The 21680-nt window shown below is 63.5% G+C and carries 21 protein-coding genes and 1 pseudogene; 14 read left to right on the top strand and 8 right to left on the bottom strand.

All coding sequences use genetic code 11. The features are described 5' to 3' along the window. From NIBR502770_RS06945 to NIBR502770_RS06890, 12 genes and pseudogenes are all read left to right on the top strand, one after another. The gene (locus NIBR502770_RS06945; protein ID WP_141181473.1) at positions 1–363 is read left to right on the top strand and encodes a carbohydrate kinase family protein; all 363 of its coding nucleotides are present in this window, start codon (positions 1–3) and stop codon (positions 361–363) included. Positions 364–819: 456 nt separating this feature from the next. Beyond that, positions 820–2328, top strand: a complete 1509-nt coding sequence (locus NIBR502770_RS06940; RefSeq protein ID WP_141181472.1) for a glycoside hydrolase family 32 protein — start codon at positions 820–822, stop codon at positions 2326–2328. Further along, on the top strand, positions 2328–3326 hold the full coding sequence (locus tag NIBR502770_RS06935; RefSeq protein WP_141181471.1) for an aldo/keto reductase family protein: 999 nt from the start codon (positions 2328–2330) through the stop codon (positions 3324–3326). Before NIBR502770_RS06940 ends, NIBR502770_RS06935 begins: the two co-directional genes overlap by 1 nt. 156 nt (positions 3327–3482) lie before the next feature. After that, complete coding sequence (locus tag NIBR502770_RS06930; protein ID WP_141181470.1) at positions 3483–4553, top strand: LacI family DNA-binding transcriptional regulator; 1071 nt, start codon at positions 3483–3485, stop codon at positions 4551–4553. 79 nt (positions 4554–4632) lie between these two features. After that, positions 4633–6306 (top strand): ABC transporter substrate-binding protein, encoded by a 1674-nt coding sequence (locus NIBR502770_RS06925; RefSeq protein ID WP_141181469.1) that lies wholly within the window; start codon positions 4633–4635, stop codon positions 6304–6306. A 94-nt stretch (positions 6307–6400) separates the two neighbouring features. After that, the gene (locus tag NIBR502770_RS06920) at positions 6401–7378 is read left to right on the top strand and encodes an ABC transporter permease (RefSeq protein WP_141181468.1); all 978 of its coding nucleotides are present in this window, start codon (positions 6401–6403) and stop codon (positions 7376–7378) included. A gap of 31 nt (positions 7379–7409) precedes the next feature. Continuing rightward, on the top strand, positions 7410–8336 hold the full coding sequence (locus NIBR502770_RS06915; RefSeq protein ID WP_141181467.1) for an ABC transporter permease: 927 nt from the start codon (positions 7410–7412) through the stop codon (positions 8334–8336). Continuing rightward, complete coding sequence (locus tag NIBR502770_RS06910; protein WP_141181466.1) at positions 8333–9286, top strand: ABC transporter ATP-binding protein; 954 nt, start codon at positions 8333–8335, stop codon at positions 9284–9286. Before NIBR502770_RS06915 ends, NIBR502770_RS06910 begins: the two co-directional genes overlap by 4 nt. Further along, a complete protein-coding gene (locus tag NIBR502770_RS06905; protein ID WP_141181465.1) occupies positions 9283–10356 on the top strand; it encodes an ABC transporter ATP-binding protein in 1074 nt (357 codons plus the stop codon). The genes NIBR502770_RS06910 and NIBR502770_RS06905 overlap by 4 nt, the downstream gene beginning before the upstream one ends. A gap of 247 nt (positions 10357–10603) precedes the next feature. Further along, positions 10604–12028, top strand: coding sequence for a glycoside hydrolase family 32 protein (locus tag NIBR502770_RS06900; RefSeq protein WP_141183356.1), 1425 nt, complete (start codon positions 10604–10606; stop codon positions 12026–12028). Between the two features lie 34 nt (positions 12029–12062). Then, positions 12063–13034, top strand: coding sequence for a carbohydrate kinase (locus NIBR502770_RS06895; RefSeq protein ID WP_141181464.1), 972 nt, complete (start codon positions 12063–12065; stop codon positions 13032–13034). Positions 13035–13168: 134 nt separating this feature from the next. Beyond that, positions 13169–13701, top strand: a pseudogene (locus NIBR502770_RS06890) (carbohydrate ABC transporter permease); the annotation flags it as partial. A 438-nt stretch (positions 13702–14139) separates the two neighbouring features. Here the strand turns inward: NIBR502770_RS06890 and NIBR502770_RS06885 are convergent. Further along, positions 14140–14508, bottom strand: coding sequence for a type II toxin-antitoxin system death-on-curing family toxin (locus NIBR502770_RS06885; protein WP_141181463.1), 369 nt, complete (start codon positions 14506–14508; stop codon positions 14140–14142). Next, a complete protein-coding gene (locus NIBR502770_RS06880) occupies positions 14505–14711 on the bottom strand; it encodes a ribbon-helix-helix protein, CopG family (protein WP_246857432.1) in 207 nt (68 codons plus the stop codon). The genes NIBR502770_RS06885 and NIBR502770_RS06880 overlap by 4 nt, the downstream gene beginning before the upstream one ends. A gap of 365 nt (positions 14712–15076) precedes the next feature. Between NIBR502770_RS06880 and NIBR502770_RS06875 the strand changes: the two genes are divergently transcribed. After that, the gene (locus NIBR502770_RS06875) at positions 15077–15388 is read left to right on the top strand and encodes a 4a-hydroxytetrahydrobiopterin dehydratase (RefSeq protein ID WP_141181462.1); all 312 of its coding nucleotides are present in this window, start codon (positions 15077–15079) and stop codon (positions 15386–15388) included. Positions 15389–15614: 226 nt separating this feature from the next. On the opposite strand, the gene NIBR502770_RS06870 is transcribed toward NIBR502770_RS06875, so the two are convergent. The 6 genes from NIBR502770_RS06870 to NIBR502770_RS06845 are packed head-to-tail and all read right to left on the bottom strand — an operon-like array spanning position 15615 to position 21167. Further along, positions 15615–16562 carry an aldo/keto reductase gene (locus NIBR502770_RS06870; RefSeq protein WP_141181461.1) on the bottom strand — a complete coding sequence of 316 codons (948 nt, stop codon included), beginning with the start codon at positions 16560–16562 and terminating at the stop codon, positions 15615–15617. Positions 16563–16585: 23 nt separating this feature from the next. Further along, positions 16586–17365, bottom strand: coding sequence for an aldo/keto reductase (locus NIBR502770_RS06865; protein WP_141181460.1), 780 nt, complete (start codon positions 17363–17365; stop codon positions 16586–16588). Further along, complete coding sequence (locus NIBR502770_RS06860) at positions 17362–18582, bottom strand: MFS transporter (RefSeq protein ID WP_141181459.1); 1221 nt, start codon at positions 18580–18582, stop codon at positions 17362–17364. Before NIBR502770_RS06860 ends, NIBR502770_RS06865 begins: the two co-directional genes overlap by 4 nt. Then, a complete protein-coding gene (locus NIBR502770_RS06855; RefSeq protein ID WP_246857431.1) occupies positions 18582–19706 on the bottom strand; it encodes an SDR family oxidoreductase in 1125 nt (374 codons plus the stop codon). Before NIBR502770_RS06855 ends, NIBR502770_RS06860 begins: the two co-directional genes overlap by 1 nt. Beyond that, positions 19699–20412: an SDR family oxidoreductase gene (locus NIBR502770_RS06850; protein WP_141181457.1), complete on the bottom strand. Its 714-nt coding sequence runs from the start codon at positions 20410–20412 to the stop codon at positions 19699–19701. The genes NIBR502770_RS06855 and NIBR502770_RS06850 overlap by 8 nt, the downstream gene beginning before the upstream one ends. A 44-nt stretch (positions 20413–20456) precedes the next feature. After that, positions 20457–21167: a GntR family transcriptional regulator gene (locus NIBR502770_RS06845; protein ID WP_246857430.1), complete on the bottom strand. Its 711-nt coding sequence runs from the start codon at positions 21165–21167 to the stop codon at positions 20457–20459. 86 nt (positions 21168–21253) lie between these two features. Between NIBR502770_RS06845 and NIBR502770_RS06840 the strand changes: the two genes are divergently transcribed. Continuing rightward, entirely contained in the window at positions 21254–21658 is a 405-nt protein-coding gene (locus NIBR502770_RS06840) for a cupin domain-containing protein (RefSeq protein ID WP_371416516.1), read from the top strand. The last annotated feature ends 22 nt before the right edge of the window (positions 21659–21680 follow it).

Below are 21680 nucleotides of genomic sequence, written 5' to 3'. Positions count from 1 at the left end.
ATGTACACCTGCTCCAAACAACCGCACGGCCCTGACGTCCTTGTGGTCGGCGAGGCCCTGATAGATGTCGTCAACTCACCGGAGGTGGTCACCACACTGGGTGTAGACGGATCGCTCCTGATGACTCCTCACGGCAGTGTGCAGGTACCGGCATTCCCTTCGCTGGTCGTCGACACCATCGGAGCAGGAGACTCATACATGGCCGCCCTCTTTTGCGGGCTCCTGGCGCGCGGAACACACGGACCGGCACACCAGGTCCAGGAAACTCCCGGCCGAACTGCAGCCGCCGCAGCCGCAATCACGGTCAGCCGAAAAGGCGCAGCTCCGCCTACAGCCGACGAACTGTCGGCATGGCGACAGTAGGCCAGCATCCCCAGCTCGCCTGCGCGAGGCGTGTGGGCCGGGAAATCGTCCCCGCCAGCATCTTCCTCGCCCTTAGACCCGTCATTGAACGAAACCCTCCACGTAGGGGGCGACGGCGGACATGTTCAAAAAAACTTTGACACCAACAAACTAACGCGGGTAACTTAGATCACGCACCAAGGTAACGCGAGTTACTACAGGTAAGCGCAAACCACTAGCGGCCAACGTCCAGTTCAACGAAGACTTCTGGAGCATCCAATGGCGGACACCGCCTCCCAAAGCCGGGCACGGAACCACTCAGGCATTGCTTCGCCAGGCGCTCACCCCACGCGATGAACCTGAGAGCACCCCGACTCCCGCAATTGCAGCCAGTTGATTTCGCAGCGCTCCCTTTACGCCAACACACGCCCGCTCCACAGGTCCGAGGACCTCAGCCACGGCCATGAAAAGAGAAGAATGAACAGCGTTACCACCACCGTTGAGACCTACAGGCCGGCAATGCACTTCGCCGCCAAAGACACGTGGCTCAACGATCCGAACGGGCTTGTCTTCCACGAGGGCACCTACCACCTGTACTACCAGAACAACCCCTTCGGAAGCGTCCACGCCAATATGTCCTGGGGCCATGCGACTTCTACCGACCTGGTCAGCTGGACGGAACAACCGGTAGCGATTCCCTGTGATGACGTCGAGGAAATCTACTCCGGCAGCATTGTGGTGGACGCCGACAACACCAGCGGATTCGGCGCGGACGGGAAGGCTCCCCTGGTGGCCATCTACACCAGCGCGTACAAGCCGGGCTCCCTCCACGAGGGCACGCAGGCGCAGTCCCTCGCGTGGAGCACGGACGGCGGATACTCCTGGACGAAGTACGCCGGCAACCCGGTCCTGACCCGGAACTCGCCGGAATTCCGGGACCCCAAGGTCTTCCGCTACGACGGCCCTTCGGGCAGCTATTGGGTCATGGTGGCGGTGGAGGCCCATGATTTCACCGTCCTGCTCTACCGCTCACAGGACCTCAAGAGCTGGGAATATCTCAGCACCTTCGGCCCCGCCAATGGCACGGGAGGCATCTGGGAATGCCCGGACCTTTTTGAGCTGCCCCTGGACGGTGACTCCTCAGCCATGAAATGGGTCCTGACGGTGAACATGAACCCCGGGGGCCCCAACGGCGGGTCCGCAGGGCAGTACTTCGTGGGAGAGTTCGACGGCGTCACGTTCAGTTCCGAGACAACCCTCACCGAGGGAATGCAGGACCCTGAGCGCGTACCCGACTACCAGTGGCTGGACTGGGGCCGGGACTACTACGCCGCGGTCTCGTTCAGCAACGTCCCGGACGGCCGGCGGCTGATGATCGGCTGGATGAACAACTGGCAGTATGCCAACCATATCCCCACCTCGCCCTGGCGCAGCCCCATGAGCCTGGTCCGGGACATGTCCCTCGTTTCCGTGAACGGGCATCCCCGGCTCCTGCAGCACCCCGCACCGGAAGTGAGGGCAACTTCGACACCCGGTCCCGAGCAGCGGCTGGCCCTGAACGGCCCCGCAACTGTTGAGGGCGGCACCGCGGTACAGCTTATTGACGTCACCTTCTCCCCTGGTGACGCCGAGGAGTTCGGGCTTGTGGTCAGAGGGTCGGCGGACGGGACGGTCGGGACACGGATCGGGATCCACCCCGGCAGCGGGGACCTGATCGTGAACCGCACGCACTCAGGCGACACCGACTTCCACGAAGCCTTCGCCTCCACCAGCCGCGCCCCCATTTCCGCGGCCAAGGATGGCAACTACACCCTGCAGATCTTCGTCGACCATTGCTCAGTGGAGGTCTTCGCGAACGATGGACTCGTCTCGGTGACCGAACTGATCTTCCCGGATCCAGCCCAAACATCCCTCACTCTCTACTCCACCGGCGGCACAGCCGACGCAGTGCTCCAACTCACCAACTTCGAAAAGGATGATGCCTAATGGAATACCGCAAACTGGGAACCTCCGGCCTGTACATCAGCGAAATCGCCTACGGAAACTGGGTCACCCACGGCGAGCAGATCGACCAGGCCGCTGCGACGGAATGCGTCAAACAGGCACTGGAGTTGGGCATCACCACCTTCGACACTGCCGATGCCTATGCCGGAACCCGGGCGGAGGAAACGTTGGGTGTCGCGCTCCAGGGAACACGCCGTGAAAGCGTGGAGATCTTTACCAAGGCCTACTTCCCTACCGGGGATGGCCGGAACGACCGCGGCCTGTCCCGCAAACACGTCATGGAGTCCATTAACTCGTCGCTCCGCCGGCTCCAGACTGACTACGTCGATCTCTACCAGGCGCACAGGTATGACTACGAGACCCCACTGGAAGAGACCATGCAGGCTTTTGCCGATATTGTCCGGGCGGGGAAGGCACACTATATCGGGGTGTCGGAGTGGACGGCGGACGAAATCCGCTCCGGCGTTGCCCTTGCCAGGGACCTTGGGGTCCAGCTCATCTCCAACCAGCCGCAGTATTCCATGCTGTGGCGCGTCATCGAACCGGAGATCGTTCCCCTGAGCGAGGAACTGGGCATTGGCCAGATCTGCTGGTCTCCGCTCGCCCAGGGAGTCCTCACCGGCAAATACACCCCCGGCGCGGTGGCCCCGGAAGGCTCCCGCTTCCGAGGCGACAACGGCGAACTGAAGAACGACCACCGCTTTCTAAGCGAGGACATCCTCATCCGCGTCCAGAAATTGAAGCCCCTGGCCGAAGAGATTGGACTGTCCATGGCGGCTTTCGCGGTTGCATGGGTACTGCAAAACCCCAACGTCTCGGCGGCCATCGTGGGAGCATCCCGGCCCGAGCAGCTCGTGGACAACGTCCGTGCCGCAGGAGTGAAACTCGACCAGGAAATGCTCCTGAGGATCGATGACATCCTCGGCCCCCTCATCGAAAGAGACCCCGGGAAGGTCGAGTCCTTCAAGGACCGCCCCTAACAGCAGCGGCTGAAGAAACGTCTTGACACCGTTTAGTAACGCGGGTAACTTAGATCACAGCCCGAAAGTAACGCGAGTTACTGTTTATAGAGTCACCAAATTACGTCCGTTTTACCACGGGCAACCCCGGCTCAATGAAGACCTCTGGAGCATTCAATGGCGAAGACCACCTCCCCCGACAAACCCGGCACTGCCCGGCAGCGTGGCGTCACCATGAATGACGTAGCCAAGCATGCCGGAGTGTCCCGGACAGCTGTTTCTTTCGTGCTGAACAACCGTGAAGACGCCAGCATTTCGGAGGAGACCCGGGTCCGCATCGCTGAGGCGGTTCAGGCTTTGGGCTACCGTCCAAATGCCGGGGCGAGGGCGCTGGCATCCCAGCGCAGCGATTGGTACGGGATCGTCACCGAGATCGTCACCGCCCCCTTCGCCGTGGACATCATCAAAGGTGCCCAGGACCAGGCCTGGATTGACGGCCGGTTCCTCCTGATCGCCCCATCGGACCAGGGTGATGCGGCCGGCCCCAACCAGGGGATGGAGGATGCTGCTGTGGAAAAGCTGCTGGAGCAGCGGGTGGAAGGCCTGCTGTACGCCGCAACGCACCACCGTGGCGTCCATGTGCCCCGCAGCGCGCACGAAGTGCCCACGGTGCTCGTCAACTGTTTCGACCTGGACGGGAAACTGCCCTCAATCGTCCCTGACGAACGCGCGGGCGGACGGGTCGCCGTCGAACGCCTCCTCAGGGCCGGCCACACCAAGATCGGTGTGATCAACCTGGACCCCCGCATCCCGGCAGCTGTTGGGCGTTTGCAGGGCGTCCGGGAGGCCTTGGCCGACGCCGGCCTGGAGCTTGATCCGGAGCTCGTGGCGGCCGGGTATGCGACGGCAGACGGAGGCTACGACGCTGCCTGTCAGATCCTTGACCGGTACCCGGCCAAGGACCGGCCCACCGCCCTGTTTTGCCTCAATGACCGTATGGCCATGGGGGCTTACGACGCCATCAAGGAACGTGGCCTGGCCATCCCCGGTGACATCGCCGTGATCGGCTTCGACAACCAGGAACTCATCGCGGCCTACCTCAGGCCCAAGCTGACCACTGTTGCGTTGCCGTTCGAAAAGATGGGCGCTCTGGGAGTCCAGACGCTCGCCGCCCTTACAGCCGGACAGCCGATCACTGCCAATCAGCAGTTGGTCGACTGTCCGCTGTTAGAACGCTCTTCGGTCTGACCGCGAAATCAACGTCGAAGAGCAAAACCCCAACCCACCCTTCACCTTGCTGATGAAGACAGGAAGAGATAACCCCATCATGACACAAACCAGGTTCCTCAAGTCCGCCCGCATTGCCGCGGCCGGACTGGCGGTAGGCGCGATGCTGCTGACCGGCTGCGCCGCCACCGGCAACAAGTCCGGCGGCACCGACGCCGCAGCCAACGCCAGCGCGTTCCTCACCATTCCCCGTGAAGACATGGGAACGTTCGTGCAGAACTTCAACCCGTTCGCGCCGACCGTCAACCCCATGGTCCAGCAGTCCATCTACGAGTCCCTCCTGGTCTTCAACCCGGCCCAGGGGAATTCGGTGCCGTGGCTGGCCACCGACTGGAAGGCCGCGGACGATGGTAAGTCCATCACGTTCACCCTGCGTGATGGTGTGAAGTGGTCCGACGGCCAGCCTTTCGTTGCCGACGACGTCGCGTACACGTTCGAGCTCCAGAAGAAGCTGAAGGGCGGCTACGAGTATCTCGACGGCGTGACGGCACAAGGCAACAAGGTCACCTTCAACTTCAACAAGCCCTGGTCCCCCGCCCTGTACGACGTAGGCCAGCTCAGCATCCTGCCCAAGCACATCTGGTCCGCGCTGGCCGATCCGGAAAAGGACGCCAACGCCAAACCTGTGGGCACCGGACCGTACACCGAGGTGGACAACTTCCAGGCCCAGTCCTTCGTGCTCAAGAAGAACCCCAACTACTGGCAGCCGGACAAGCAGAAGATTGCCGGCATCAAGATGCTCGCATTCGCCGGGAACGACGGCGCCAACCTTGCCGCCGCCAACGGCGACGTGGACTGGGCGCCCCAGTACATCCCGAACATCGAAAAGACCTTCGTCTCAAAGGACAAGGACCACCGGCACTACTGGTTCCCTCCGACCGGTGCCATGATCAACTGGCAGCTCAACACCACCAAGGCGCCCTTCAACGATGGTGATGTCCGCAAGGCGCTGAGCATGGCCGTGGACCGGGACCAGGTCACCAAGATCGGCATGAGCGGCTACGCCCAGCCGGCCGACTGCACGGGCCTCTCCGGCAACTACGAGACCTGGAAGAACACGCAGGTCAAGGACAACTGCACGTGGACCAAGCACGACGTCCAGCAGGCAAACGACCTGCTGGACAAGGCGGGCTACCCCAAGGGCCCCGACGGCAAGCGCACGCTCAAGGACGGCAAACCGTTCGAGTTCAAGATTTCCGTGGGTGCTACCTCGTCCGACTGGCTCTCCGTGGCCAACGTGATCTCCCAGAACCTGGCGGAGGTCGGCGTAACCGCGAAGGTGGACTCTCCGGACTGGGCTGCCGTGGTGGCAGGGTACGAAAAGGGTGATTTCGACTCCGGCATCGTCTGGAGTGCCAACGATCCCAGCCCGTACAAGTACTTCAACACCACCATGGGCTCCGCATCGGTGAAGCCGGTGGGCACCAAGGCCTCTGACAACTACCACCGTTTCGGCGACCCCAAAGCTGATGCCCTGCTGAGCGACTTCGCTGCAGCGACTGACCAGTCCAGGCAAAAGGATATTGCCAACAAGCTGCAGGAAGAATACAACGACGTCGCACCAGTAGTGCCGCTGTTTTCCGGCCCGGAATGGGGTGCATACAATGACACCCGCTTCACCGGCTGGCCCACGCAGGACAACCCGTACGCCACCCTCTCGGTTCGCGCACCCACCACGGTTCTGGTGCTGACCAGCCTGGAACCGCGCAAGTAGTCCCCAGCGCCGCGCCGCCTTACCTCGCGGCCGCCGGTCCCTCCGGCGGCCGCCAGGTCCCAAATTTTCATCACTCCCGAATTGGAGGGAAACCGTGCGCTTCATCCTGCGCCGACTGGGTTTCTACCTGATCGCCTTCTGGGCATCCATCACCCTGAATTTCCTGCTCCCCCGCTTCATGCCCGGGGACCCCGTATCACGCATGTTCGCCCGCTCCCAGGACAGAATGCAGCCCGAACAGCTCGAGGCCCTGCGCAAGCTGCTTGGCGTGGACGACCGGCCCATCTGGGAGCAGTACGCCGGCTACCTCCAGAACATCCTCACCGGACAGATGGGGGTATCGATTACACGCTTCCCCACACCCGTTACCGAAGTCATCTCATCCCAGATCGGCTGGACCCTCCTGCTTGGCGGAACCGCGCTGGTGATTGCCGCCGTCGTGGGCAACCTGCTGGGCATCCTGGCAGCCTGGCGCCGCGGCAGCGCCCTCGACTCGGCCCTGCCTCCCGTGCTGGTCTTCATTGGATCGTTCCCCTACTTCTGGCTGGCAATGGGCGCCCTGTACCTGTTCGGCGTCGTGCTCGGCTGGTTCCCCATCCGCCACGCGTTCACCGACGGCCTGGAGCCGGCGTTCACTGCCGAGTTCTTCGGTGACGTCGCCGCCCACCTCGTGCTCCCGGCGCTGACCATCGTGCTGGTCTCCATCGGTGGCTGGATGTTGGGCATGCGGAACACCATGATTGCCACGAACTCCGAGGACTACATCACCATGGCCGAAGCCAAGGGCCTGCGCCCCGGACGGATCATGCTCCGCTACGCAGCCCGGAACGCGATGCTGCCCTCGGTGACCAGCTTCGGCATGGGCCTGGGCTTCGTCGTCGGCGGCGCCCTCCTGACCGAGGTCGTCTTCGCCTACCCCGGCGTCGGCTACCAGCTCCTCAACGCCGTGCAAGGCCTCGACTACCCGCTTATGCAGGGCCTGTTCCTGACCATCACCGCCGCCGTTCTGCTGGCGAACTTCCTGGTGGACATTCTCTACGTCCGCCTCGACCCCCGCGTGCGCAGCAACTGAGCAGCGCGTACCCGTAACCAAGGGACCGACCATGACCAGCGTTATCCTCCAACAGCCAACTGAAGCAAAAGCTGCCCGCAAAACCAACCGCGGTTTCATCCACGGACTCATCACCAACAAGAAGGCCATGACCGGCATGGCCATCATGCTCGTTTTCATCGTCCTGGCCTTGGCCGCACCGGTACTGTTCCCGGACGACCCCTCCCGGATCACCGGGATGGCCTCACTGGAACCAGACAGCGAACACTGGCTCGGAACCACCGCCAAGGGCCAGGACGTGCTCGCCCTGACCATCCACGGCGCCCGAAGCTCCCTGCTCGTAGGGCTTACCGTTGGGTTCGCATCCACCTTCATCGGAATCCTCGTTGGCCTGGCATCAGCCTATTTCGGCAAGTTCATCGACGAAGCACTCTCGCTGCTGACCAACGTCTTCCTCCTCCTTCCCGGCCTGCCGCTGCTCGTGATCCTGGCCGCCTTCCTGCCCCCGGGGCTGGGCACGGTCATCCTGGTCCTCACCGTCACGGGATGGGCCGGATCAGCGCGCGTACTCCGGGCACAGGCCCTGTCCATCCGATCCAAGGACTTCGTCGCTGCCGCCGTCGTCTCCGGTGAGCGCGCCGGCCGCATCATGTTCCGCGAAATCCTGCCGAACATGGCATCGATCGTGATGGGAACACTGCTCGCCTGCGTCATCTACGGCATCGGGGCCCAGGCGGGCCTCGAATTCCTTGGACTGGGTGACGTCAGCACTGTCTCCTGGGGCAACAACCTCTTCTGGGCCGGAAACGAAGGCGCCCTGCTCACCGGAAGCTGGTGGGTCTTTATCCCCTCCGGCCTCTGCGTCGCCCTGGTCGCATTCGCCCTGGCCCTCATCAACTACGCCGTCGACGAAGTAACCAACCCCCGGCTGCGGAAAATCCGCAAACCCGCCACCACCGAAAGGGGCGCCGCACAGTGACCGTCTCCCAAACCGCCTTCGGCTCCCATGAACCGGTCCTCGACGTCAAGAACCTCACCGTCAAGTACATCGGTGACTCCCGCTCGACCACGGCCGTGAACGACGTCTCCTTCAGCATCGGCGCCGGCGAGGTCTTCGGGCTGGCCGGCGAATCCGGTTGCGGAAAATCAACCATCGCCAACTCCATCATGCGGCTGCTCAAGGACCCGGCGAAGATCGCCGCCGGCAGCATCTCCTTCGGCGGCAAGGACGTGCTCGCCATGAACCAGGACGAGCTGCGCCGTTTCCGCTGGCAGGACGTCGCCATGGTGTTCCAGTCCGCCATGAACTCGCTGAACCCGGTGCTCACCATCGGGGAACAGATGGCAGACATCTTCACCACCCACGCCGGCTACCCGCGCAAAGAAGCACTTCGCCGCGCAGCACAGCTGCTGGAACTGGTCCGCATGGACCCCGCCCGCCTCAAGTCGTACCCGCATCAACTCTCCGGCGGCATGCGGCAACGCGCCGTCATCGCCATGGCTGTCGCCCTGAAGCCGTCACTGCTGATCCTGGACGAGCCCACCACCGCACTGGACGTGGTGGTGCAACAGGAGATCATGGCCCAGATCAAGGATCTGCAGCGCGAACTGGGCTTCTCCGTCCTCTTCATCACGCACGACATGTCCTTGATGGTTGAACTCTCCCACCGGATGGCGGTCATGTACGGCGGCCGAATCGTAGAGACCGCCAAAGCGCACGACATCTACACCGCCCCAGGGCACCCCTACACCCAAGCCCTCATGGGCGCGTTCCCGCCGCTCACCGGTCCGCGGATCCCGCTTAAGGGCCTGCCCGACGGCGTGAAGTTCCGGAACATCCCGGACCTCGCCGAAATTGCGCCCGGCCATTTCGTGGCACCGTTTGATGCCGACGCCGAAGCCGCCGTCCTTGAAGGAGCAGCACAATGAGCCACGCCGTCCACTCCCCTACACGGCCGGATGTTTCGTCCCTGACGCCGGCCCTGGAGGTGCGCGGACTGGGTAGGTCCTTCCACATCGGCGGACTGTTCTCCAGCCAGGCGGTCCGGGCGCTCCACCGTGTCGACCTGACCATCGGCCGCGGAGAGATCGTGGCACTGGTCGGCGAATCCGGTTCAGGCAAGAGCACCCTGGCCCGCTGTGTCGCCCGGCTCGAGAAACCCGGCGAAGGGGCCATCCTGGTCGACGGCGTCGACGTCCTCAAACGTGACCGTTTCCAGGCCTCACGGGAGTTCCGGTCCCAGCTGCAGATGGTCTTCCAGGACCCCTTTGGCTCACTGAATCCCGCCCACCGAATCGAGCACTTCCTCCGCCGGTCCCTCACCATCCACGGCAAGGGCGGCACCCGCCAACGCGGTTCCGAAGAGGAGACCAGGCGCCGTCTCGAAGAGCTCATGACCACCGTCGGGCTTCAGGCCGACATGCTCGACTCCTACCCCCATGAGCTCTCCGGCGGGCAACGTCAACGGGTCGCTATCGCACGGGCCCTGGCCGTGGAGCCAAATGTCATCCTCGCCGACGAACCGACTTCCATGCTGGACGTTTCGGTCCGCATCGGCGTGCTGAACCTGATGCGGAAACTGCGCGATGAGCAGGGCATTTCCATGCTCTACATCACCCACGACCTCGCCTCCGCCCGGTACCTGGCGGACCGGACGGCCGTCATGTTCGCCGGCGAAATCGTGGAAGAGGGTGAATCACTGGACCTGCTGGCCAACCCGGCCCACCCCTACACCCAATTGCTCGTCTCAGCCGTCCCCGACCCGGCGCGGGCCGGATCCTACGACCCGATCCACCGCGCCCAGCTCCGGCAAGCCGTCATGGCTTCCGCCAGCTGCGCCTTTGAGAACGACCCGAAGCAGCGCTGCTCATCCGAGGAACCCGTCCGCCACCAGGTGGGCGACCCCCTGAACCGCCACTGGGTCCGCTGCCACCTCTACCGCCCGCGCGCCGGCGCCGGCGGCCATGCATTGGCGACAGAACCGGAGCCTGGAGACTGACGTTCCCGTTTCCACGTCCCAAAACATCAAGATTCACGCCCAGGCAGCACCGACGCTGCCCGCCGAAAGGTAACTGATGGAAAATTCACCCGCCGTATCCCGGCGTGCCCTCCTGAACGGAAGCGGGGCCGTTGCGCTCACCGGATCGCTCGCACTCGCAACACCATTCGCCCAGTCAGCGGCAGCGGCACCCCCGAACGCCCCCGGCACCGCACCGGCCAAGCCGCCCTACAAAGGACCAACCCGCATGCGCCCGACCTATCACTTCAGCGTCCCCGACAACTGGAAGAACGACCCCCAGCGGCCCATCTACATCGACGGCGAATACCACTACTACTACCTCTACAACGCCGACTACCTCCAGGGCGGCGGCGGCACATCGTGGCGCCGTGCCACCACCACCGACCACGTCTCCTTCCGCGACCGTGGCGTGGCCATCCCCAAGTTCAGCAACGGCAACGGTGACTGCTGGTCAGGCTGTCTCGTCATCGACGAACGAAACACCGCCGGCTACGGTGAAAACGCCGTCGTAGCCCTCGTGACCCAGGCACCCCAGGGCCGCCAAGCCCAATACCTCTGGTATTCAACTGACCGTGGGCGCTCGTTCCAACCTGGTGGGACGGCGCCGGTACTTCCAAACCCAGGCGTACAGGACTTCCGCGACCCGAAAGTCATCTGGGACGCCGACCGCGGGCAGTGGTTCATGGTCAACGCCGAAGGGCAGAAGCTCGGCTTCTACACATCTGCCAACCTGCGTTCCTGGCGGCGGGTCGGCGAATTCGTCCGGACGGACCTGGGGCTGCTGGAGTGCCCGGACCTTTTCCGCATGACCGCCGACGACGGTACTTCGCACTGGATCCTGGGCACCAGCGCCAACGGCAAAGGCCGTGGACTGCCGGCAACATACGCATACTGGACAGGAGCCTTCAACGGAATCACGTTCGCTCCCGACCATGCCGAGCCGGAATGGCTGGACTACGGCTATGACTTCTACGGAGCAGTGACCTACCCCCATCACGACGCGTCCGGCGCGGAGGATGCCACCCTGCGCAGGGCGCTTGGCTGGGCGAACTTCTGGGACTACCCCCACAACACTCCCACCCTGGCGACCGACGCGTACAACGGTGATGACATGATCGTGCGCGACATCCGGCTCAAGAAGGCAGACGGAAGCTACCATCTCGTCTCAACCCCCACCACCGGCCTGGCCAACCACATCAAACGCACCCACCGCCTCGGGGACGTCAAGGTCACGGGAACGCATGACCTCGATATCAGTTCACTTGCCTATGACCTGACCTGCGAGCTTGTCTGGGACCCGGCGGCCCCTCCGTCCAATATCGGCCTTGAGATCTGCCGTGCATCCGGTGGCGGCCGGCACGTTGCCGCCGGTGCGTTCCTCCGCGGCCCCTTCGCCTACGTCAACCGGCGACCCACCATCAACCCCACTGGCGGGGAAAGCCAAACACCTATCGATCCCTCGGCAGGGCGCCTCACACTCCGCCTCCTGGTGGACCGGACCAGCGTCGAAATGTTCGTCGGAGACGGACGGGTGGTGCACTCACACCGCGTGTTTCCCCTGGAAGGTGACAACAACATCCGGCTCTACGCCAACGATGGAACGGCCACCTTCAGTGACCTCACGATCAACGAGATCAACGCGACGACTTAGCCGCTCCCCACTCAACACTGCCCGAGAGACAAACATGGATTACCTCAAAGCAGCCTGCCCCGACGCCCAGCAGCCTTTTGACGCCATCGTTGTCGGCGAAGCGCTGATCGACGTGGTCACCACCCCGGACAGCCAGGTTGAGCATCCTGGCGGATCGCCCGCCAATGTCGCCTATGGCCTCGGTCTCCTGGGGGTTACCACGGGATTGCTCACGGCCATTGCACCCGATGACCGGGGAAGAACCATAGAGAACCACCTCCACCGGGCAGGGGTGACACTTCTGCCCGGATCAAAGTCCCTCACCCGCACCCCAACAGCGACCGCAACCCTCGGACCCGACGGATCCGCCGCATACGACTTCGACATCCGCTGGCAGCTCCCAAGAGCAACGCCTGCCTGTTTCCCCCAAATCCTGCACACCGGTTCCATCGCCACCTTCCTCAACCCCGGCGCCGGTGCCGTCAAAACCCTGCTCGAACAAGCCCACAAGCATTGCACCATCACCTACGACCCGAACATCAGGCCATCGCTGCTTGGCAGCCACGCCGAAGCGAAGGCAACCTTCGAAGCAATCGGCGCACTGACCGACGTCGTTAAACTCAGCGACGAGGACGCCCAGTGGCTCTACCCCGCGAAAACACTGGAAGAAACCGCTCAGCACATCCTCCGCCTCGGCGCCGGGCTGGCGGTGATAACCAAAGGTGCTGCCGGCTCCCAATTCACCTCGCCGTCCGCGAGCATCACCATTCCCGCCGTCAAAGCGACGGTGGCGGACACGATCGGCGCCGGCGACTCCTACATGGCCGCACTGATCCTGGGCCTGCTCACCCGCGGCACCGAGGGCTTTGCCCCCGCCGTCATGGAGCAGCTGGGACGCACAGCAGCCGCAGCAGCGGCCATCACCGTGCAGCGCGCCGGTGCGAACCCGCCCACTCTGGACGAACTGACAGCTGCTGTCGAAGCACACGCCTCCGAATCAACCGCTTTCGCATGCGACCAGGCATAAACAAAACGACCCTGCGGGCAACACAAGTAAAGGACGCCGTTTACCCTGCTAGGAGGAGCCCACAATGACGTCTGAAAAGACAAGGGCACCAAGCCCCTGCGCATTCGCTGCGGTCCAGCAGCAGGTTTGCGCAACTCACCCTGAACAGCGCCATGGTGACCGGCCTGATCGCACTTGGCCAGATAGCGTCGGCCACCCTGGCCGGCTACGCCCGGTGTTCATGCTGATCCGTGGAATGGGCCTGTCCGACACCCTGCTGGCCCTGATCCTGCCAGCCATTCCCACAGCATTCGGCACCTTCCTGATGCGCCAGTACTTCCTTGGCCTGCCGAACGACTTCGCCGAAGCAGCCGCCCTTGACGGTGCCGGGCCGTGGCGGATCTTCCGTTCGGTCTACGTCCCCTTGGCGGTCCCCGGCATGGCGAATCGTCGGGATCCTCGCCTTCAACTTCCATTGGAACGAATTCTTCCGGCCACTGGTCCTCACCATCAGCGAACAAAATTTCACCCTTCCCTCGGCCTGGTCACGCTCCAGGGCCACCTCGCCACCGGCAGCATCTCGGTGGGCCTCGCCGGCGTGATCCTGTCCAGGCTGCCGGCACTGGTCGTCTTCATCTTCGGCCAACGAACCCGGCGAGAAGGCCTCACCGCCGGCGCCAGCAAATAGCGCTGCTGCAGGAAAGAAACACGTCCACGCAGTGGGGTTCATCATCTGGGACGGCACGGCCAGAAGTTCCCGCGCCTATCTCGTCCGGCGCGGTATCAGGATGAGGGCCCTTCATGTCGTCCCGCTCCCCCGGCGAATGCATAGAGGTGGGCCACCGCCGGCCCACCCGAGATAATTTGAACGAGGAAGGTCCAGAACCCACTCACGGCAGGTGGACCAGAGCGACGATACTCAAACTATCTGACACGTTAAAGCAAAGCCCCCTCTGACGAGGGGATCTGCTGTGCCCGAGGTGGGACTCGAACTACATTCCCGCCCTTACATACAATGGGAATCCGCGAAATCATGCGGAATTCGAAGAAGTCCGGCAGCTGTACGAGGCAGTACGAGACGAAAAGTGTGAACATTGTCCACACCCCATTTTCGGGGGGTGAAGGACTACCGGGGCACCAGATGCCTGGAAATTTCGGCGGCAGAGTCCAGCAAGTCGACAGTGCCCGCGGCGACTCCGACGACGAGGTCGAAGCCTTCCTCCGTGGTGAAGCCATGCCGGTAACCGTTGACCCAGAGCAACAACACCATGAGCGTCCACGCCGTCCGTTTGTTCGCATCAATGAGTGGATGGAACCGCGCGACCGACTCCAACAAAGCGGCCGCCTTCACCGCCAGTTCCGGATAAGCATCCGCACCCATGACAGTCGTAGCCGGCCTGGCCAACGCCGAGGCCAACAACCCGACATCACAGATATGGAACCCGTACCGATCAACTACCTGAAGTGCATCCTCAATGTCCAGGTACGCCGTCACGCGTCCTCAAGGCGCTTCAGCAACTCCGCGTCATGACTCACAACAAAATCAAGCCCAGCGCTGATCTCACGCCGCCGCGCATGGCGCTGCAGAACCAGTTCTGCCCCCTGCAACAGAAGCGCGGACTTGGACGTGTGTTCCTCGGCGGCCAACTTCTCCAGCCGCCGATCGAGGTCTTCAGGGACACGGAGATTCATAGCCATGTCACCATGGTACCAAAACGGTACTGACACCTCAGCAGGCGGCACGCGCCTTCGATTCAAGTCCCGAGCTCAAGGGGCGGGAGCACCGGGATGAAGTTCGCTGCCCGAATCTTTCAGGCGGCCGGGCGCCTAAATCCGAAGGGTCCTGTCGGCTTTATCGAACGGCCGATATCGGCCTTCGAATTTGACCTGGGGATGGCTCGGAGAAGGACGCCCCTGGGCTTTTCTCTCGCTTACCAGCGCGTGACAGGTGGTCCCCGGGCAGTGCCGACGTTTTACCCTCAGTCGCCGGCGCCTGCCATCACCCTTGGCGAAGTGGTGCCTCAGGGGTAGCCCAGGCGGCCATCCCGAGCCATGATGGCACCATGACTGATCCCCAACGGAAGCTGTCCGCCGCCGAACTCGCCGAGGCCGGGCTCACCGGCTGGCACGTGACCGGCGAGGCCCTCGCCGCCACCTTCAGGACCCGGAAGTTCTCCACTGGCCTGGAGCTCGTAAACCGCATCGGCGCCTCCGCCGAGCAGGCCAACCACCACCCCGACCTCACGCTCACCTACCCCGAGGTCCGCGTCACGCTCTCAAGCCACGACGTCGGCGGGATCACCAGCCGCGACATCGACCTCGCCCGCACCATCAGTGGCCACGCCGCGGACCTCGGGGTCGCCGCCGCGGAGTGAGTCCGCGCCGTCGGGCACAGGGCGAACGGACCATCGAGGCGCTAAGCGGCCTTTACGGAATCTCCATTATCAGCCTTTGAAATCAGACAGGGAGTGCTCGGCATAGGGCTACTTCCGGCCGATATCGTGACGGTTTCTCCTCAAGCTCTCCCAGTCCAAACTGCCCCGCTGCGTCTAGCCGCCGGGCGGGGCCACGACCAGGCCGCGAAACGCTCCCTTTTGTTTATCAGGCCGGAATGAGGGAGGACATCTCGTCGAGGCGGTGGATTTCCAGTTCCGTGAGGGTCAGGGAGGCTGCTGCCATGAGGTCGGGCAACTGTTCCGCGGTGCGGGCGCTGGCGATTGGGGCGGCGATATTGGGTCGGGTGAGAAGCCATGCGAGAGCTGCTGTCGCAATGGTGGTGCCTCTCTCCTGTGCGATGTCGTCGAGGACGGAGATGACCCGCAAGCCTTCGGTACTGAAGTAACTGCCTGCCATCTTTTCTCGGGGTGTGCCTACGAGGTCTTCACGGGTCCGGTATTTGCCGGTGAGGAACCCGCTGGCGAGGGACCAGTAGGGGATGACCCCGAGCCCGTTGGTGGCAGCCAGTGAAGCGAGTTCGCCCTCGAAGCCGGTTCTGTGTACCAGGTTGTAGTGCGGCTGCAGGGCCACGGGACGGGCATAGCCGTTGTCGTCCGCGATCCTGATCCATTCCCTGATCCGCTCCGCGCTGTAGTTGGAGAGGCCGACGTGACGGACTTTTCCGGCGATGACGAGATCACCGAAGGCTCCGACGGTCTCCTCCAGAGGAGTGGTCTCGTCATCGAAGTGCGCATAGTAGAGGTCGATGTAGTCGCTGCCTAGCCGTCGCAGGGATGCTTCGGAGGCTGCCACGATGTTCTTCCGGGACAGGCCTGGAAAACCGGGGTGCTGGCTGACTTTCGTTCCGATGATGACCTGAGACCTGTTGGAGCGCCGTGCCATCCAGTCTCCGATGATCGTCTCGGATTCCCCTCCGGTGTTGCCCTCGGCCCAGGCCGAGTAGCTGTCTGCTGTGTCGACGAAGTTTCCGCCCTGCTCAGTGAAGGCGTCCAGGACAGCGCGGGACTCTGTTTCATTGGAGGTCCACCCGAAGGTGTTTCCGCCCAGGGCGATCGGAAAGATGGTCAGGTCGGAATGACCAACGGTAGGCATGAGGTGTCCTTGAGGTGTCGGGGTCAGTCGGAGAGCGCGTCGATGGCTTCCATCTCGGCCGTGTTTAGGGCGAACCCGTCCAGGTCGAGGTTTTCGACGATCCGTGCGGGATTGGTTGAACGCGGGATTGTCACGATCTGCTTTTGGAGCATCCAGCGAAGGACGATCTGGGCGACGCTGACGTCATGGTCTTCGGCCAGGTAAAGCAGTGTCTTGTTATGCAGGACCGGACCCCCCTGACCCAGCGGTGACCAGGCTGTCGTGACGATGCCGCGTGCGGTATTTTCCGCGACCAGGCTCTTGCGCTGCCGTAGAGGGTTTAGTTCGATCTGGTTTACCGCGGGGGTGACGTCCGAGTGCTGGGCCAGCAGGTCAAGATCGGCGGCTTCGAAGTTTGAAACACCGATGGAGCGGACGGTTCCGCGTTCCAGGAGTTTTTCCATGGCCCGCCAGGTTTCGGTGATCAGGCGGGAGTCCGGCTGGGGCCAGTGGATGAGATAGAGGTCGATGACGTCGGCATCGAGCAGGCGGCGTGAGGTTTCGAACGCCTTCAGGGTTTGAGCGTAGCCCATGTCGCCGCGCCATACCTTGGTGGTGAGGAAGACGTCTTCGGGGTTTAGCCCTGCGTCCCGGATCCCCTGACCTACGGCCTGTTCGTTCGCGTAGAAGGTTGCGGTGTCAAAGGCGCGGTATCCGGCGCGCGCGGCGGCGGCAATATCGGCGCGGGCGGTCTGCCAGCACCCGTATCCGACCGGCGGGATGCTCGCTCCGGTATTCAGCCGGATGTTTCCTGCGGTGGTCATGTTGTGATCCTTTCCTTGCCAGGGTTTGGTGTGGTGCGTTTCTGGTGCGTTGCGGACGCGAACCAGATAACGAGGGCTATGAGAACGAAGGCGCCAGCCTGCACGCCGACGAGGGGCATCCCTCCGGCACTGAAGGCGACCGTGCCCGTGAAGGCTCCGGCTGAGCCGCCCAGGAACACTGCGAACATGAAGACCGTGTTGGCCTGGGCTGATTGGACCGGGTTCGCCGCCAGGGTCCGGGCCTGGTTAGCGGAGAGGATTGTCTGGTTGGCCCAGGTGATGACGAACATGCTCGCACCAAACAGGACGGCCGACGAGGGATCTATGATCACCGACAGCACGCCCAGGAGCAGGACCAGCAAGAACACGAGACCGACCGGAAGGGGCCCGAAACGGTCAACGAAGCGACCGCTGAATGGGGTAGCGATTCCGGCGGCAAGTCCGACGGCCCCGAAAAGGCCGGCCGAGAGGACGCTCCAGCCGAAGCCAGGTCCGGTGAGGTGGAGCACCGTGACCGTCCACAGGGAGTTGAAGGTGGCGAACACGAAGAACTGCATCAGCGCAGACTGGATCAGTTCAGGGCTCCGCCGGCTCAGCTGAAGGGTCGAGGCCAGCAGGTGTCGGTACTGGCCGCCGGCGGAGTGCAGCTCGAGATCTGTGGCCAGGGCAGTGCGCAGGAACGGCAGCACGGCCAGGACCAGGGCGGCGAAAGACAAGACGACCCACCGCCATCCGATGGTCTGGACGAGCAGGCTTGCGATGATCCGGCCGCCGAAAATTCCGATCAGCAGGGCGCCGGCCACTGTTGCCAAGGCAGCGCCCGCCTTCCCTTTGGGGGCTAACCGACTCGCGGCCGGGATGACGATCTGGGCAATGTTTGCCACCAGGCCCACTGCCAGGAATCCCAAGGTGACGCCCACAATCTCGGGCAGCACCGCCGTTACTGCAAGGGCCGCGGCAAGGAGAACCGACTGAATCGTGACCTGCCGCCGGGGCTGAACGCGGTCAGCGAGGGGAACCAGCAGGAAGATGCCGATGGCGTAACCGGCCTGAACGCTGGTCGCGATGACACCGGCCGCTGCCGGGGCCACACCAAAACCAGCCGCCAGCACCGTCAGCATGGCCTGTGGCAGGTAAATAACGCTGACCGCTGTAGCTGCGGCGACCGCAAGAACGGTCAGTCTGGCGGCCCAGGACCATTCCCGCGCATTGCCCATCAGGGCACGTACCTTTCAGATGACTGGCTGCTTAGCACAACGGGCGGAATGATCCGATCGGCCTCAAGTTCACGGAAGAGTTCCAGGAACCGGTCTTCGCTGTCGAGGCAGTCGGTGAAGCCGGCCTGGCGGGCCTTAATGGTGGAGGAGACGTTGTCGAACCCGGACCGCAGCAGGAAGTCGCCGAATTCCCATCCGACCAGGTCTTCATACGGAGTCGGGACCAACGAGTGCCGGGCCACCAGCCGCTCCCAGACGTTTTTGAGCTGAGGCATCGCGTCAGCCAGGGGCACCGGCTGGGGTTCGGCGTAATCCATGCCGAGGTGACGGGCGAAGGCCGGCCACAGCTGGCGCCAACGGAACTGGTCACCGTTGGTGATGTTGAAGACTTCGCCGGCGGCCTGTGGATCCGAGCCCGCCCATACTGTGGCCCGGGCAAGCAGCCCTGCATCGGTGACCTGATAGAGGGCGTCAAAGGCGGCAATCGTGCCGGGAAACCGTAGCGGCTGGCCCAGTTCACGACAGATGCTGGCGTAGACGGCGATCACCATCAGCAGGTTCATTGGGTTGCCGACAGCGTAACCGACTACCCCTTCGGGACGCAGGATGGTCAGGTCAAAGCCGCGCTCCGCTGCGGTTTGACGCAGCAGGTCCTCCTGGTCGTAGTAAAAGTTCGGCTGCACGAGGCGCGGGTCCCGCTCCTTGGCCGGTGTGTTGAAGTAACCCAGATGCGCCCCGTAGGCCTTTCCGCCCTGATATAGGGTGACGTGACGCAGTGGGGCACCGGCGCTGTAAAGGCCGTCAAGGGTATTGCGCAGCAATCCGACGTTGGCCTCTGAAAGCTCCCGGGACGTCGGGCGCTCGGCGTAAGCGCCGAAGACCAGATGCGTTGTGTCTTCGGCCTCAGCCAGACCTGACGCGGAGGCTGCGGGATCGCTGAGATCTACCGACAAGTGGTCCCAGCCGGCGCCCTGGACGGGGCGCCGGCTGATGCCGCGAACCTGCCAGCCCTGACGTACATACTCATCGGCCGCATGCCGTCCGATCACTCCCCCGGCCCCGGCAACAAGCACGCTGCCCTTCCGGCGGGGCTGGTCCGGATCCCTGAGGTGCTGCTCAGACAAGGCGGGCTCCGCCGTCAACGTGGTGGATTGTTCCGGTCGTGAAGCCGTTATCGATCAGGTGCAGGACTGTAGAGGCGAGGTCCTCGGGACGTCCGATACGGCCGGTCGGCAAGGATTTGGCCTGCTGCTCGAAGGCTGCTGCTTTTTGGCCGTCGGGGAGGTGGGACCAACCCTCGGTGTCGGTCATGCCCGGACTGACGGCGTTAACCCGCACGGGAGCTAGTTCGACGGCGAGAGAACGGGTGAGGCCTTCGACGGCGGCGTTCACTGCTGTCACGGCTACCGTGCCGGGCGCGGGGCGGTCGGCGGCGATGCCGGAGAAGAAAGTGATGCTGCCGGTGTCCGGCAGCAACGGCCCGAAGACTTGGACGGCGCGGTAGTAACCCCAGAATTTTGCTTCGAAGACGTTCCGGGCGTCGTCGATGGCAAGTTCCCGGAAGGGGGCATAGGCCAGGGCGGCGGCGGAGAGGACCAGGTGGTCGATGGGGCCTGTTGCCGCAGCGGCTGCCCGGAGGCTGTCCATGTCAGTGAGGTCAATCTCAAGGCCGACGGCGCCACCGCCAATGTCCCGGGGCGTGGCCTGCGCGCGGGTTTGCGCGCGTCCGGCAACGATGACCGCGTCACCGCGTGATGCCAGCAGTTTCGCGGTGTCGCGACCTATGCCGGAGGTTCCGCCGATAATCAGTACTGTCTGCGAGGTGCTCATGCTGATGTTCCTTTGGGTTCGGGCCGTGAAGGCAAATTGGTCAGTTACGGGGTGGTGCACAGGGCGCCGGTGGAACCCGGATCCCTGGTGACGTACGAGCAGGCATGGTTTTTCAAGAGGCGGGCCGCGGCGGCGGCTTGACCCGCATCGAGGGCTGCCATGATTGCGGCGTGTTCTTCCACCGAGTTGGGGAAGCCCACCTGGTCGTGGGCGGCGCCTACGAGGGTGAGCATTTCGATTCCCAGGGCGTTCCAGGCCCGGGTGAGTGCATCGTTGCCGGCGCTTTCAACGATGTGGCGATGGAAGCGTGTGCTGTGGAAGCACAGCGCGATGAGGTCGCCGTTTTCCTGTGCGGCCCGCATACCGTCCAGCGCGCTGGCCAAGTCCGTTGTCTTGCCCTTCAGATGACGTGCAGCGGAATGTCCGGCGATTTCCTCGAGGGCGGCCCGGACGGGGTGGGCCTGTCGCAGGTCCTCGCTGTCCAGTTCCCGAACGCGGCAGCCCTTGTTGGGTTCGGACTCTACAAAGCCCATGCCCGCAAGGTCCCGCAGCGCCTCCCGCGCAGGTGTCTGGCTGGTGCCCAGGCTCCGGGCTATCTCCAGTTCTGTCAGGCGCTGGCCCGGGGCGTAGGTCCCGTCCACGATCCTGGCCGCGATGTGGTCGCGGACGCGGACGCGCAAGAGCGTGGCAACCAGAGGGCCGCCGGAAGAGGAGTCCGGATCCTTCACGGTGGACTCCCCCGCTGTCACTGTCATTTGTTGCTTACTTCCCTTAGATGAGCCTTACCAACCTAGATACTACATTATCGATAATGGATAATTGATTCATGACTGAAGAAGAGATTGATTCCACGCTCACCGACCATGGTCCCGCGCCTTATGTCCTGGACATCGAGCGTGCTACGGAGGCCAACGATGACTACCGAAGGACAATCTGGACGGGCGGCCGGCTGCAGGTCACTGTTATGGCCATTGCCCCGGGGGACGACATCGGACTGGAAGTGCACCAGGCTGTGGACCAGTTCCTGCGGGTGGAGAGCGGACAGGGGAAGGTCCAGATGGGTCCGGCAGCCGGGAACCTGATCCATGAGTGGGGCGCACGGGACGGCGATGCGATCTTTGTTCCGGCCGGAACCTGGCACAACGTCACAGCCGTGGGTGCTGTCCCCTTGAAGCTCTACTCGATCTATTCACCACCGGAACACGCGCACGGCACTGTGCAGGCGACAAAATCCGATCCCAAATAACTGCCCCAACATCGATACGGTC

It is taken from the genome of Pseudarthrobacter sp. NIBRBAC000502770, from assembly GCF_006517815.1.
Classification (GTDB): domain Bacteria; phylum Actinomycetota; class Actinomycetes; order Actinomycetales; family Micrococcaceae; genus Arthrobacter; species Arthrobacter niigatensis.
The sequence above is the reverse complement of the archived record's forward strand: the minus strand, read 5'-3'. Positions and strand labels throughout refer to the sequence as shown.

Excerpts from the sequence above, each read along its gene's own strand:
- NIBR502770_RS06875 (WP_141181462.1), top strand. The coding sequence starts at position 15,077 with ATGACTGATCCCCAACGGAAGCTGTCCGCCGCCGAACTCGCCGAGGCC.
- NIBR502770_RS06940 (WP_141181472.1), top strand. The coding sequence starts at position 820 with ATGAACAGCGTTACCACCACCGTTGAGACCTACAGGCCGGCAATGCAC.
- NIBR502770_RS06925 (WP_141181469.1), top strand. The coding sequence starts at position 4,633 with ATGACACAAACCAGGTTCCTCAAGTCCGCCCGCATTGCCGCGGCCGGA.
- NIBR502770_RS06935 (WP_141181471.1), top strand. The coding sequence starts at position 2,328 with ATGGAATACCGCAAACTGGGAACCTCCGGCCTGTACATCAGCGAAATC.
- NIBR502770_RS06915 (WP_141181467.1), top strand. The coding sequence starts at position 7,410 with ATGACCAGCGTTATCCTCCAACAGCCAACTGAAGCAAAAGCTGCCCGC.
- NIBR502770_RS06845 (WP_246857430.1), bottom strand. The coding sequence starts at position 21,167 with ATGACAGTGACAGCGGGGGAGTCCACCGTGAAGGATCCGGACTCCTCT.
- NIBR502770_RS06905 (WP_141181465.1), top strand. The coding sequence starts at position 9,283 with ATGAGCCACGCCGTCCACTCCCCTACACGGCCGGATGTTTCGTCCCTG.
- NIBR502770_RS06870 (WP_141181461.1), bottom strand. The coding sequence starts at position 16,562 with ATGCCTACCGTTGGTCATTCCGACCTGACCATCTTTCCGATCGCCCTG.
- NIBR502770_RS06880 (WP_246857432.1), bottom strand. The coding sequence starts at position 14,711 with ATGGCTATGAATCTCCGTGTCCCTGAAGACCTCGATCGGCGGCTGGAG.
- NIBR502770_RS06860 (WP_141181459.1), bottom strand. The coding sequence starts at position 18,582 with ATGGGCAATGCGCGGGAATGGTCCTGGGCCGCCAGACTGACCGTTCTT.
- NIBR502770_RS06930 (WP_141181470.1), top strand. The coding sequence starts at position 3,483 with ATGGCGAAGACCACCTCCCCCGACAAACCCGGCACTGCCCGGCAGCGT.
- NIBR502770_RS06945 (WP_141181473.1), top strand. The coding sequence starts at position 1 with ATGTACACCTGCTCCAAACAACCGCACGGCCCTGACGTCCTTGTGGTC.
- NIBR502770_RS06900 (WP_141183356.1), top strand. The coding sequence starts at position 10,604 with ATGCGCCCGACCTATCACTTCAGCGTCCCCGACAACTGGAAGAACGAC.
- NIBR502770_RS06895 (WP_141181464.1), top strand. The coding sequence starts at position 12,063 with ATGGATTACCTCAAAGCAGCCTGCCCCGACGCCCAGCAGCCTTTTGAC.
- NIBR502770_RS06865 (WP_141181460.1), bottom strand. The coding sequence starts at position 17,365 with ATGACCACCGCAGGAAACATCCGGCTGAATACCGGAGCGAGCATCCCG.
- NIBR502770_RS06850 (WP_141181457.1), bottom strand. The coding sequence starts at position 20,412 with ATGAGCACCTCGCAGACAGTACTGATTATCGGCGGAACCTCCGGCATA.